Annotated in this window: 10 protein-coding genes; 9 read left to right on the top strand and 1 reads right to left on the bottom strand. The window is 57.9% G+C overall.

Features of this window, described 5'->3' with window-relative positions:
• The first annotated feature begins 185 nt into the window (after positions 1-185).
• From AXW11_RS06695 to AXW11_RS06675, 5 genes are all read left to right on the top strand, one after another.
• Positions 186-1,010, top strand: coding sequence for an IclR family transcriptional regulator (locus AXW11_RS06695; RefSeq protein WP_041335593.1), 825 nt, complete (start codon positions 186-188; stop codon positions 1,008-1,010).
• Between the two features lie 293 nt (positions 1,011-1,303).
• Complete coding sequence (locus tag AXW11_RS06690) at positions 1,304-3,397, top strand: 3-hydroxyacyl-CoA dehydrogenase NAD-binding domain-containing protein (protein ID WP_091641513.1); 2,094 nt, start codon at positions 1,304-1,306, stop codon at positions 3,395-3,397.
• 71 nt (positions 3,398-3,468) lie between these two features.
• Positions 3,469-4,653 (top strand): acetyl-CoA C-acyltransferase, encoded by a 1,185-nt coding sequence (locus AXW11_RS06685; protein ID WP_091641516.1) that lies wholly within the window; start codon positions 3,469-3,471, stop codon positions 4,651-4,653.
• Between the two features lie 5 nt (positions 4,654-4,658).
• A complete protein-coding gene (locus tag AXW11_RS06680; RefSeq protein WP_041335596.1) occupies positions 4,659-5,765 on the top strand; it encodes a zinc-binding dehydrogenase in 1,107 nt (368 codons plus the stop codon).
• A 15-nt stretch (positions 5,766-5,780) separates the two neighbouring features.
• Positions 5,781-7,196, top strand: a complete 1,416-nt coding sequence (locus AXW11_RS06675) for an aldehyde dehydrogenase family protein (RefSeq protein WP_041335598.1) — start codon at positions 5,781-5,783, stop codon at positions 7,194-7,196.
• A gap of 132 nt (positions 7,197-7,328) precedes the next feature.
• Here AXW11_RS06675 and AXW11_RS06670 read toward each other — a convergent pair whose 3' ends face one another.
• Positions 7,329-7,850: a QsdR family transcriptional regulator gene (locus AXW11_RS06670; protein ID WP_174447638.1), complete on the bottom strand. Its 522-nt coding sequence runs from the start codon at positions 7,848-7,850 to the stop codon at positions 7,329-7,331.
• A 115-nt stretch (positions 7,851-7,965) separates the two neighbouring features.
• Here AXW11_RS06670 and AXW11_RS06665 point away from each other — a divergent pair, with 115 nt between their 5' ends.
• The 4 genes from AXW11_RS06665 to msrB all read left to right on the top strand — a co-directional run bounded on the left by AXW11_RS06665 (position 7,966) and on the right by msrB (position 12,565).
• The gene (locus AXW11_RS06665; protein WP_075195530.1) at positions 7,966-8,946 is read left to right on the top strand and encodes an NAD(P)H-dependent flavin oxidoreductase; all 981 of its coding nucleotides are present in this window, start codon (positions 7,966-7,968) and stop codon (positions 8,944-8,946) included.
• An 84-nt stretch (positions 8,947-9,030) separates the two neighbouring features.
• Positions 9,031-9,741: a winged helix-turn-helix domain-containing protein gene (locus AXW11_RS06660; protein WP_036202148.1), complete on the top strand. Its 711-nt coding sequence runs from the start codon at positions 9,031-9,033 to the stop codon at positions 9,739-9,741.
• Positions 9,742-9,744: 3 nt separating this feature from the next.
• Positions 9,745-11,226 (top strand): sensor histidine kinase, encoded by a 1,482-nt coding sequence (locus AXW11_RS06655; protein ID WP_091641519.1) that lies wholly within the window; start codon positions 9,745-9,747, stop codon positions 11,224-11,226.
• Between the two features lie 118 nt (positions 11,227-11,344).
• Positions 11,345-12,565, top strand: coding sequence for a peptide-methionine (R)-S-oxide reductase MsrB (gene msrB / locus AXW11_RS06650; RefSeq protein WP_091641521.1), 1,221 nt, complete (start codon positions 11,345-11,347; stop codon positions 12,563-12,565).
• Position 12,566 lies beyond the last annotated feature (1 nt).

Genomic DNA, 12,566 nt, shown 5'->3' with positions numbered 1-12,566 from the left:
GCGATATTGGAAGAGAATTGAAACATAAAGGAAGAGTGTTTCATATTTGGCACGACTTTTGATAATGGTTTCTGGTACTTGATATCTGCAGCGATTAAAATACCGCATCTTTTCTTACTATCCGAGCATAGCCCCGGTAGCCCGGGCACAGCGGATCAGGCGCAGCTGTTGGAGGACGCCCGTTTATGACAAAAGCACAAGCCACCCCGCCGGAACTCCTGGCAGCATCCGGTGATGGTGAACCGGTAAAGCCTGAGAAAGATCGCAAGTTTGTAGAGGCACTTTCCCGTGGCCTGGATGTGCTTCGCGCCTTTAGCCAGGGCTCGGTGATTCTGGGCAATCAGGACATCGCGCGCCTGACCGGGCTGCCGAAACCCACCGTTTCGCGTATGACCTACACCCTGACCAAGCTGGGTTACCTCAGTTATAACGCCCAGTTGGAAAAGTACCAGCTCAGCTCCGGTGTCTTGGCTCTTGGTTACGCCTACGTTTCCAACCTTAAAGTGCGCCAGCTGGCGAAGCCTTACATGGACGAGTTTGCCCGTCAGACCAACATGTCCGTAGGCCTGACTTGCCGCGATCGTCTGCACATGATCTATGTGGAAAATCGTCTGCCGCCGGAAGCATCGCTGTTGCGTATGGACATCGGTCTGAAGCTGCCCATGGCCACCACATCGGCCGGGCGAGCCTACTACTGTGCCATTTCGGATAAAGGCCGCAAGGTGATTACTGACGCCATGGAAGCCAAATATGGCGACGCCTGGCCGGAGAAGCAGGAGGGCCTTGAACGCTCGATGGAAGACTACAAAAAGTATGGCTTCTGCCTGTCGCTCGGCGAGTGGGATCGCAACATCAACTCTGCGGGTGTGCCCATTCACCTGCAGGACGGCACCATTATGGCGCTGACTTGTGCGGCGCCTTCCTATCTGATTTCCGGGGAAAAGCTGCGGGAATCCATTGCTCACCAACTGGCGATGCTGGCCAGCGATATTGAATCGCTTGGTGTTTGATTTTGCGGGCTAACTGATAAATCGTGGGCCCGGACGGGGATCTCTCTCCGAAACCGTGCGGAGCCATGGATGGCGGAGCCGAGCGTACAGGGATGTATTTACAGCGTGTTTCGGAGAGAGATCCCCGTCCGGGCCTTCCCCGAGCCGATTTTCTCGAAAAACCCCAGAATTCGTTCTGGGGTTTTTTTATGCCTGCATTTTAGTTCATGGTTGAAACCTGCCTAAAACTTGTATTAAATCGTGACTATGTTTCGCTTGTTAAAACTACATTCCATATATGGCGAGGAGATATTATGTCTGAGGTCGTGACTTATAACCGGGAAGGCTCCATTGGCGTGATCACCGTGAACTATCCGCCGGTGAACGCCCTCAGCCATGCGGTTCGTTCCGGCCTGGTGGCTGCACTGGAGCAGGGCCAGAAAGACGCCGACGCCAAGGTACTGTTGCTGGTGTGCGAAGGCCGCACTTTTATTGCCGGGGCCGACATTCGCGAATTCGGCAAACCCATGCAGGAGCCCGGCCTGTCTGCTGTGATCGAACAGTATGAGAACGGCGACAAGCCGGTTGTCGCGGCTATTCACGGCACTGCGCTGGGCGGAGGCCTGGAAACCGCTTTGGGTTGCCATTACCGGGTGGCTTTGAGCAGTGCCAAGGTGGGGTTGCCGGAAGTGAAGCTGGGCCTGTTGCCGGGGGCAGGTGGTACCCAGCGTCTGCCGCGTTTGACGGGCGCCCAGAAGGCCCTGGAAATGATTACCACCGGCGAGTTCGTGGGCGCTAACGATGCTCTGACACTGGGCATTGTTGATGCGGTCGAGGACGGCAGTGATATCAAGGCTGCGGGTCTGGCCTACGCACAGAAAATTGCGGACGAAGGCAAACCGGTCCGTCGCGTACGGGATCTGACCGATAAACTCGAGGCCGACAAGGGTAGCGAGGTGTTTGAACAGTTCCGCGCTGGCCTGCAGAAGAAAGCGCGGGGCCAGTTTTCCCCGTTCAAGTGCGTGGATGCGGTGGAAGCCGCCTTCAGCCTGCCCTTTGAAGACGGCATGAAGCGTGAGCGTGAACTGTTTATGGAGTGCATGGAGTCCCCGCAGCGTGCGGGCCTGATTCATGCCTTCTTTGCCGAGCGGGAAGTCTCCAAAGTGAAAGGTCTTCCCAAGGAAACACCTGTTCGTGACATCCATAAAGTGGGCGTTATAGGCGCCGGCACCATGGGCGGCGGCATTGCCATGAACTTCGCCAACGCCGGGATACCCGTGACCATCGCCGAGGTCAAGCAGGAGGCGCTGGACAAGGGTCTGGCGGTGATTCGCCGAAACTACGAGAGCACCGCGAAGAAAGGCCGTATCACCCAGGCCCAGGTTGAGGAACGCATGAGCCTGATCAGCGGCACCCTGACCTATGACGATTTCAGCGACGTGGATCTGGTGATCGAGGCGGTGTTTGAAAGCATGGACCTGAAGAAGAAGATCTTCGGTCAGTTGGACGACGCCTGCAAACCGGGTGCGATTCTGGCGTCCAACACCTCCACCCTCAGTATTGATGACATTGCGGCGGCGACGAAACGTCCGCAGGACGTGATTGGCCTGCATTTCTTCAGCCCCGCCAACGTGATGAAGCTGCTGGAAATTGTGCGCGGCGAAAAAACCTCTGATGAGGTCAAGGCCACCGCCATGGCGTTGGCGAAGAAGATTCGCAAGGTCGGGGTCATGGTGGGCAACTGCTATGGCTTCGTCGGCAATCGCATGCTGCACAAGCGGGGTGCTGAGGCCATGGCGCTGGTCAACGAAGGTGCGAGCCCGCAACAGGTGGACAAGGTACTGACCGACCTGGGCTTCCCCATGGGGCAGTTTGCGATGTCGGACCTGGCCGGTATCGATATTGGCTACAGCATCCGTCAGGAGCGTCGCAAGGCAGGTGAAGATGTGCCAGCGAGCTGGATGGATAAGCTGGCGGAGCAGGGTCGCCTTGGCCAGAAGACCCAGGCGGGCGTGTACCGATACGAAGAGGGTAATCGCAAGCCGATTCCCGATCCGGAGGTGGACCGGGTTATTGCCGAGTTCCGTCAGGAGCAGGGTATCAAGTCCCGCGAGATCACCGACCAGGAGATTCTGGAGCGGTGCATGTACGTGATGGTCAATGAGGGTGCCAAGATTCTGGAAGAGGGCATCGCGGACCGGTCCCTGGATATCGACATTACCTGGATCTACGGCTACGGCTTTCCGGCCTATCGGGGTGGGCCGATGTTCTGGGCGGACCAGATTGGCCTGGACGTCATTCTTGGCACTATTGAGCAGTTCTATGATGACCTGGGGGGCGAGCAGTGGAAGCCAGCAGCCCTGTTGCAAAAACTGGTCAGTGAAGGGCGCAAGTTTTCGGACCTTTAAAAGCCTGGCCTGCTGGTGTGGTGGCTGGTCCCGAGGTTTGAGCCACCTACACGTTTACGAAGGAGTTTGTTATGTCTGATGCCGTTATTGTTTCCACTGCCCGTACCGGTCTTGGTAAATCCTACCGTGGCGCACTGAACAACACCCACAGCGTGGACCTGGCTGGTCACGTTATTCAGCAAGCTGTTGAGCGTGCGGGTATTGATCCGTCCATTGTTGAAGATGTCATCCTCGGCGCCACGTTCCATGAAGGCGCCCAGGGCAAGAACATCGCTCGGCTGGCGGCGATTCGTGCCGGTCTGCCGGTGACGACGGCAGGGCTTTCGATCAACCGTTTCTGTAGTTCCGGCCTTCAGTCCATCGCCATTGCCGCCCAGCGGGTGGTGTCGGAGAAGGTGCCGGCCATGGTGGCGGGTGGCGTCGAATCCATTTCCATGGTGCAGAACGAGAAGCTCAACAGCTTCCACGCTACCAACGATTGGCTGATGAAGAACAAGCCCGAGCTGTATCTGGCGATGATTGAGACCGCCGACATTGTCGCGCAGCGCTATGGCGTTAGCCGTGAGTCTCAGGATGAGTACGCGTTGATCTCCCAGCAGCGCACCGCCGCAGCTCAGGAAGCGGGTCGGTTTGACGATGAAATCGTGCCCTTTGACGCCACTATGATGGTGAAGGACAAGGAGACGGGTGATGTCAGTTATAAGGACGTCACCCTGACCCGTGACGAGTGCAACCGCCCCAACACCACGCTGGAGGGTCTGCAAGGCCTGAATCCGGTGCGCGGAGACAACCAGTTCGTGACCGCCGGTAACGCGTCCCAGCTGTCTGACGGTGCGTCCGTGTGTACGGTGATGAACAGCACCTACGCCGAGAAGAACAACATCGAGCCCATGGGTATTTTCCGCGGCTTCGCGGTGGCGGGCTGTGAGCCGGATGAGATGGGTATTGGCCCTGTTTTCGCGATTCCACGCCTGTTGGAGCGGAATGGCCTGAAGATGGACGATATCGACCTGTGGGAATTGAACGAAGCCTTCGCGTCGCAGGTAGTTTACTGCCGTGATCGCCTGGGCATTCCCATGGAAAAGCTGAACGTCAACGGCGGCTCTATCTCCATTGGCCATCCCTACGGTGTCACGGGCTCTCGTTTGGCCGGTCATGCCCTGATCGAAGGTAAGCGCCGTGGTGCCAAGTATGTGGTCGTAACTATGTGCATTGGCGGTGGCCAGGGCGCGGCTGGTCTTTTCGAGGTGGTGTAAACAGAATGGACAGAAAAGCCAAAGCCGTCGTCTGCCGCGAATGGGGCCAACCCGTTCAGGTGGAAACCATTACCGTGGAAGGTCCGAGGCGGGACGAAATCACCATCAGGATCGGAGCCTGTGGCGTTTGCCATAGTGACCAGTCCGCCACCACCGGCAAAATTCCCTACCCCGCGCCCCTGGTGCTCGGTCACGAAGCCGCCGGTGTTGTTATTGAAGTGGGCGAGGGTGTCACCGCCTTCAAGGAAGGCGACCACGTGGTCAGTTCCTTTATTTCCATGTGCGGCAAATGCCGTCAGTGTGTTCGTGGCCGCCCGGTGCTCTGTGAAAACGCCCGGAAAGCAATGTTTACCCTGCCCGATGGCACTGTTCGCACCAAAGGCGCGGATGGTGAGGATCTCAACGTGTTCGGCGCCTGCGGCGTGATGGCGGAATATGCCACCATGCACGTGGACAACTGCGTCAAAGTGGATGAATCCGTGCCCATGCAGAACGCCGCTCTGGTGGGCTGCGCGGTGATGACCGGCGTTGGTGCCGTGTTCAACACCGCCAACGTTGAACCGGGGTCCCGCACGGCGGTATTCGGTATAGGCGGCGTGGGGCTGAACGCCATTCAGGGCTGCGTCACCGCCGGCGCGGAAATGATCGTGGCAGTGGACAACAACGAGAAAAAGCTGGAAATGGCCCGTGAGTTCGGTGCCACGCACACCGTCAATATCAGCGAGGTGGAGGACGGCGCCAAAGCCGTGAAAAAACTCACGGGCGGCGTGGACTACGCCTTCGAATGCGTGGGCGCCGGCGCAGTGGTTGAACAGGCCTACAAATGCCTGGGTCGGGGTGGTACCGCCGTGGTGGTGGGCGTTTCAGACCCAAAGGATAGAACTTCTATCACCACATTGACGCTTCCAGCCGACGAGAAAACCCTCAAGGGCAGCTGGCTGGGCTCCGCACGTCCACAATACGATTTCCCACGTATCCTGGGGCTCTACAAAGCGGGCAAACTCAAACTCGACGAACTTGTCACCCGCACTTACCACATTGATGACGCACCCCAGGCCTTCGATGATATGTTGGCTGGCAAGAACGCCCGTGGCGTGATCGTGTTCGACTGATTCAGGAGCAGAACCATGAATGATCTCAGCAAAAACTACATCAACGGCCAATGGCAGAACTGGAATGGAGAGACCATTGATGTTCACGAAGCGGCCACTGGCGACGTGATTGCCAAGGTTCCCGCCTCCGGTCGCGAGGAAATGGAAAAGGCCATCGCTGCTGCCAGCACTGCTTTCGAAAGCTGGTCGGAAAGCACACTGGAAAAGCGATTGCACGTGTTGGAGCAATTGCATGCCGGCCTGAAAGAACGGGCGGGTGAGATAGCCGAAACCGTGTGCAGGGAAGTGGGGATGCCTATCAAACTGGCCACCGGTATTCAGGCGGGGCTGCCGGCCACCATCACCAAAAGCTACCTGAAAATGCTGCCGGAATTCACCTTTGCCGAACAGGTCGGCAACTCCGAGGTACAGTATACGCCGGTGGGTGTCGTGGGATGCATCACCCCCTGGAACTACCCTCTGCACCAGGTCATCCTCAAGGTGGTTCCGGCCATTGCCGCCGGTTGCACGGTGGTGCTCAAGCCGTCTGAAATCGCCCCCCAAAGTGCCTATATCCTGGCGGATATTCTGGACCAGACAGACCTGCCCAAGGGTGTTTTCAACCTGGTCTGCGGCGAAGGCCACACCGTGGGCGACACCCTGATCAAACATCCGGACGTCAACATGGTGTCGTTCACCGGTTCCACCCGCACAGGCAGCCTGATTGCCCACGCTGCTGCCGATGACTTCAAGCGCTTTGCCCTGGAGATGGGCGGCAAGTCCGCCTCGGTTATCCTGTCGGATGCTGACCTGGCGAAAGCGGTCAAGGGAACTGTTAACAACTGCCTGCTGAACTCAGGCCAGACCTGCACCGCGCTGACCCGCATGCTGGTGCCGGCCCAGAAGCATGACGAAGCCTGCGAACTGGCCGCTAATGCGGTGGCGAAAATGACGCCGGGCAATCCGCTGGAAGAAACCACACGCCTGGGCCCGCTGGCTTCGGCCCAGCAGCGGGACAAAGTCATCGACTTTATCAACATCGGTATCAAAGAAGGCGCCACCCTGATTGCCGGCGGCCCGGAAGCTCCGGAAGGCTGCGACAAGGGCTACTTCGTCAAGGCCACGGTGTTCGGCAACGTCAAACCTGACAGCCGCATTGCCCAGGAGGAAATTTTCGGCCCTGTGTTGTGCGTGATTCCTTATGAGGACGAAGCCGAGGCCATCGAGATCGCCAATGGCACGGCCTATGGCCTGTCCGGAGCTGTCTGGTCGGCCGATGACGCCCACGCGAAAAAAGTGGCAGGCAAACTGCGCACCGGTCAGGTGTTCGTCAACGGCGGGGACTTCAACCCGTTGGCGCCGTTTGGCGGCTTCGGCCACTCCGGTATCGGGCGTGAGTTTGGTAAGTGGGGATTGGAGGAGTTTCTGGAGGTGCGTTCGTTACAGCTCTAATGGCAATTGGATTGAAGCCAGGTCGGTCACGGGGTGGGGGTACCTTTTCTGCCGGGAAAAAGATGTTTGAGCGAAGCGAGTTATTTTTCCCAGAAGAAAAGGTACCCCCGCCTCGGGGCCAGCCACCATTCGTCAGGCCGTTCCGCCAAGCATTACACGAACAGCGGTACAGGCGTCCTCCAGCTCCTCTTCACGAGGTTCGCGACCGTTGATGATGTCGCTGTACAGGCAGGATTCGGCCAGGCGCACCATGAAGTAGGACAGGCTGTTCACGTTCAGGGGTGGATTAATATGTCCGCCCGCAATCTGATCCCGAAGGGTGCGGGTGTTGGCCTCAACAGTACGGCTGTGAAGCGTGGACTGGGATGACGTCAGGATTTTGAGTGCGTACTCCGGGTCTTCGCGGATAAACCGCCGCAAAGGTTCAGAGTGCAACAGGGTGGAGTTAATGTGACGGTATACCCCGACGACAAAGTCGACGCCGTTCCCCGGTGTTGCGTTCAGCGCTTCCAGCCTCAGGGGTTCGTAGAGTGACCAGAGCACTTCCCCCAGCAGTAAATCCTTGTTGCCAACCCAGCGAAACAGGGTGGCCCTGCCAATATTCAATTCTGCAGACAGCGATGCCAGATGAATTCGTTCACCTTTCAGCCACATTCTCCGTGCACGCCGGAAGGCATCTGCTGGTGTCGCCCTTGTTGTTGTTTTTTCTGTCACTGCAACCTCGTATCGGTACTCGATTTCATTCTAACGACAAAATAGGAAGCCCGCTATGAAGACCAGAATCACCGAATTGTTTGGTATCCGTCACCCGATTATCCAGGGTGGTATGCATCACGTGGGTTATGCAGAGCTGGCAGCAGCCGTCTCCAACGCCGGTGGTCTTGGTATAATCACCGGGCTGACCCAGCCTACCCCGGAAGACCTGTCTCGGGAAATTGCACGTTGTGCTGAGATGACCGACCAGCCTTTCGGAGTAAACCTGACCTTCCTGCCATCCTTCAAGGCGCCCCCCTATCCGGACTATATCCAGGCCATTGTCGACGGTGGCGTCAAGGTGGTGGAAACCGCCGGGCGCAGTCCCGAGCAATACATGCCGCAGCTCAAGGCCGCGGGTATCAAGGTTATCCATAAATGCACCTCGGTGCGCCATGCCCTGAAGGCCGAAAAAATTGGTTGCGATGCGGTCAGTGTGGACGGCTTCGAATGTGGCGGCCACCCGGGCGAGGATGACATTCCCAACTTTATCCTGCTGCCCCGCGCTGCGGAAGAACTCACCATTCCATTTGTTGCGTCAGGTGGTATGGCGGACGGTCGCAGCCTGGTAGCCGCGATGGCACTGGGTGCAGAGGGCATGAACATGGGTACCCGTTTTCTGGCCACCACAGACGCCCCCATCCACAATAACGTCAAGCAGGCCATTGTCGAAGCGGACGAACTCCAGACCCGCCTCATTATGCGGAACCTCCGTAACACCGAGCGGGTAATGAACAACGCTGCCGTGGAAGAAATCATCCGCATCGAGCACGCGAAAGCCGGCACCGAAACCATTGATGACATTCGCCATCTGGTCACCGGTGTGAAAGGCAGATTGGTGCTTCAGGAAGGTAAGATGGATGAGGCCGCCTGGAGCTGTGGCATGGTGGCGGGACTGATTCACGACATTCCCAGTTGTGAGGAACTGATTGGCCGCATTATGGATGAAGCAGACAATATTATCCGTCAACGCCTGCTGGGCAGCCTGGAGGCCTGATATCGGCGTGATACATTTGTGAACTTTTGGCTCTACACTGGTATCAACTAACGGTAATTTGCGAGCTTCCAGAGCCAGTAACTTATGACACGAAACGTACTGATTGTTGAGGATAACCCGGGTATCGGGGAGCTGGTGCGAATGCACGTGGCGGACCTTGGCATGAATGCTGTTCTCTGTGACCGGGGCGATACCGGGCTGGAGCGTTTTCGCGAAGGGGACATCGACCTGGTGGTGCTTGATCTGATGTTGCCTGGAATGGACGGTCTCTCGGTGTGTCGGGAGATTCGCTCCGGCCCCGGGTATGTGCCGGTGCTGATGCTGACAGCGAAAAGCACGGAGCTGGATCGTGTACTGGGCTTGGAGATGGGGGCGGACGATTACCTCACCAAACCCTTCAGCGTGGCCGAGCTGTCGGCACGGGTGAAAGCCCTGTTCCGGCGGGTGGACGCCATGTCGAGTTCGTCAGGCGAAACGTCCGGGCCCGAAGAGTTGGGTGAATTGGACACTGAAGGTTTGCGTATCGATCCGGCCAGGCGCCGAGTGTTCGTATGGGAACAGGAGGTGGAACTGACGGCCCGCGAGTTCGACCTGCTCTGGCACTTTGCCAGCCACCCGGGACGAGTCTTCAGCCGGGTTCAGCTGCTGGACAAGGTCTGGGGATACAACCACGAAGGGTACGAGCATACCGTCAATACCCACATTAACCGTCTGCGCGGCAAGATTGAGCAAGACCCGGCGCGCCCGGAGTTTATCGAAACCGTCTGGGGGGTGGGCTATCGCTTCCGGGACTGAACCATGCTGAAGACACTCTACACCCGGCTGACGTTAGGTCTTTTCCTGCTCCTGCTGGCCGTTGGTCTGCTGTACACCTTTTTCAGCTTGTATTCCCTGCGGGAGTACAACGCGTCTGTTAATCAGGAGTTGCACCGGGATCTGGCGAAAGACCTGGTGGCAGACAGGAATCTGGTCAGTGAAGGGGAACTCGACCGCGGCGCCCTGAAAGAACTCTTTGCGCTGTACATGACCATCAATCCCAGCATTGAAATCTACCTGCTGGATTTGGACGGCACCATTCTCTCTTACTCCGCTGATCCGGCGAAGATCAAACGCAAGCAGGTCTCGCTCGAACCCATCCGCCGCCTGATGAACGATATGGACAGCTACCCGGTACTGGGCGACGACCCCCGCAGCCATGACCGGCAGAAAGTCTTTTCCGTAACGCCGGTGCCGTCGGTTGAAAACCCTGAAGGGTATCTCTATGTGGTGCTGCGCGGCGAGGAATACGATGCTGCGGAAACCATGGCCCGGGGTGGCCAGTTGGTGGAGTTGAGCGCCTGGGCTCTGATTATCAGTCTGGCGGTGGTGATGATTGCGGGGCTGGCGGTCTTCCGGCTGCTGACACGCCGGCTGACCTTGCTGACCCGGCTGGTGGAAGATTTCGAGCACAGTGACATGAGTCGACAGGCCCTACAGAGCACCTGGCGGGGCCGGCGGCCAGTGGTGCGCGACGAAATTGACTACCTGGGTGCCACCTTTGATGACATGGCCAGCCGCATTGCGTCCCAGATCGAATTGCTGACGGAAAAAGACGCCCAGCGCCGGCAACTGGTGGCCCAGGTGTCCCATGACCTGCGTACGCCGCTGGCCTCGATGCAGGGCTATATCGAAAGCCTCAAGCTCAGGCGTGACCGGCTGACCGCGGAAGAGCAGGACCGCTTTCTCGACATTGCCCTCAAGGAGGGCCGACGCTTGAGCCGTCTGGTGGACGAGCTGTTTGAGCTTGCTGCTCTCGAGGCCCGGGAAAAGCAGCCCGTGCCGGAACCCTTTCCGCTGGCGGAGTTGGTGCACGATGTGGTCCAGAAACATGGACAGGAAGCCAGCACCCGGCAGTTGGAACTTGTGGTGGATGGCGACCCGGACCTCCCCCTGGCGTACGCGGACCTGGCCATGACCGAGCGGGTACTGGACAACCTGATCGGCAATGCCATTGCCTACAGTCCCTCAGAGAGCCGCATTGAAGTGGTGTTCGGGCAGGCGGATGGGCTGCCGCAGGTCTGTGTGCACGACAGTGGCCCCGGTATTCCGGAGGAGGACCTGCCCCACATTTTCGATCCTTTCTACCGGGGTGAATCGTCCGGCGGTTCCGGCCACGCCGGCCTGGGGCTGGCTATCGCCCGTAGGATCATGAGTCTTCAGGGCGGTGATATCTGCGTTGAGAACCTGAGCTCCGGCGGGGCATCCTTCTGCATACGCTTACCGGTAGGGCCACCCGAATAGGCTGCCTGCATCCATAGTGATCTCTCCGGCGTTATACAAACGTAATAAACTGGAGAAAGTGATGTGATGAATCCCGTGCAAACTGGTCTCAGTATTCAAAAGGCAAGAGGTTAAGGTTATGAAACGGTATCTGTTACTGACGTCTATTGCGGCAGCGTTCGCATTGACCGGTTTCCAGGTTGGCGCCTCCAAAGGGACGGAATCACAATACGCCCCGGATGACCCAGGCCTGGCGGTTGCTACGTTCGCTGGTGGCTGTTTCTGGTGCGTGGAAGCGGCGTATGAAGAGAAAGTACCCGGCGTTGTTGAGGCGGTGTCTGGTTATAGTGGCGGCGACGAGAAGAACCCGAACTATAAACAGGTAGCTGGTGGCCGCACAGGCCATACCGAGGCGGTCCAGGTGTACTACGACCCTGACGCGATCACCTACGAAGGCCTGCTCCAGGCTCTGTGGCGTACGGCCAACCCGACCGACGTGAAAGGCCAGTATGTGGACCGGGGCAAACAGTACCGGCCGGCGATTTTCTATCACAACGACGCCCAGAAGCGCGCCGCCGAAGCCTCGATAAAGGCACTGGAAGAATCCGGCCGTTACGATCATCCGGTCAAGATTGAAGTGGTGCCTTTCGAAGCGTTCTACGATGCCGAGGAATACCATCAGGATTACTACAAGAAGAACCCGGTGCGCTACCAGTTCTACACCTTCAACTCCGGCCGCTACCAGTTTATCGAGAAAGTCTGGGGTGATGACGAGAAAGTGGACTATGCGCAGTATCGCCCCGAGAACAACGGTGGTTCCGCACAGGCCACTGTTAACAAAGCATCTGAGGGCAACACCGGCATGAACCTCAGCCGGGTTGAGGCATTCAATCCGGACACGTTCACCAAGCCTGACGACAAAACACTCAAGGCACGGTTGACCGAGACGCAGTACGAAATCACCCAGGAGGATGGCACCGAGCCTGCCTATCGTAATGAGTATTACGATGAAAAACGGGCCGGTATCTACGTGGACATTGTGTCCGGCGAGCCGCTGTTCTCTTCCCGTGACAAGTATAAGTCCAACACTGGCTGGCCCAGCTTTACCAAGCCGATCAGCCCGGACATGGTGGTGGAGAAAGAGGACAACAGCTTCTTCATGACCCGTACGGAGATCCGTAGCCGCTATGCGGATTCCCACCTCGGGCATGTGTTCAACGACGGCCCGGCGCCAACGGGGCTGCGCTACTGCATGAACTCGGCCGCGCTCCGGTTCATCCCGTTGGAGAACATGGAGAAGGAAGGTTATGGCGCGCTGATCAGTGAAGTGAAAGAAGCCAGCCGTACCGCTTCCAACTAAG

Source organism: Marinobacter sp. Hex_13 (assembly GCF_001566815.1).
Taxonomy (GTDB): domain Bacteria; phylum Pseudomonadota; class Gammaproteobacteria; order Pseudomonadales; family Oleiphilaceae; genus Marinobacter; species Marinobacter salarius.
The sequence above is the reverse complement of the archived record's forward strand: the minus strand, read 5'-3'. Positions and strand labels throughout refer to the sequence as shown.

What these genes read in the sequence shown, in the direction of transcription:
- AXW11_RS06695 (WP_041335593.1), top strand. Translation starts at nt 186, where the DNA reads ATGACAAAAGCACAAGCCACCCCGCCGGAACTCCTGGCAGCATCCGGT.
- AXW11_RS06690 (WP_091641513.1), top strand. Translation starts at nt 1,304, where the DNA reads ATGTCTGAGGTCGTGACTTATAACCGGGAAGGCTCCATTGGCGTGATC.
- AXW11_RS06685 (WP_091641516.1), top strand. Translation starts at nt 3,469, where the DNA reads ATGTCTGATGCCGTTATTGTTTCCACTGCCCGTACCGGTCTTGGTAAA.
- AXW11_RS06680 (WP_041335596.1), top strand. Translation starts at nt 4,659, where the DNA reads ATGGACAGAAAAGCCAAAGCCGTCGTCTGCCGCGAATGGGGCCAACCC.
- AXW11_RS06675 (WP_041335598.1), top strand. Translation starts at nt 5,781, where the DNA reads ATGAATGATCTCAGCAAAAACTACATCAACGGCCAATGGCAGAACTGG.
- AXW11_RS06670 (WP_174447638.1), bottom strand. Translation starts at nt 7,850, where the DNA reads ATGTGGCTGAAAGGTGAACGAATTCATCTGGCATCGCTGTCTGCAGAA.
- AXW11_RS06665 (WP_075195530.1), top strand. Translation starts at nt 7,966, where the DNA reads ATGAAGACCAGAATCACCGAATTGTTTGGTATCCGTCACCCGATTATC.
- AXW11_RS06660 (WP_036202148.1), top strand. Translation starts at nt 9,031, where the DNA reads ATGACACGAAACGTACTGATTGTTGAGGATAACCCGGGTATCGGGGAG.
- AXW11_RS06655 (WP_091641519.1), top strand. Translation starts at nt 9,745, where the DNA reads ATGCTGAAGACACTCTACACCCGGCTGACGTTAGGTCTTTTCCTGCTC.
- msrB (WP_091641521.1), top strand. Translation starts at nt 11,345, where the DNA reads ATGAAACGGTATCTGTTACTGACGTCTATTGCGGCAGCGTTCGCATTG.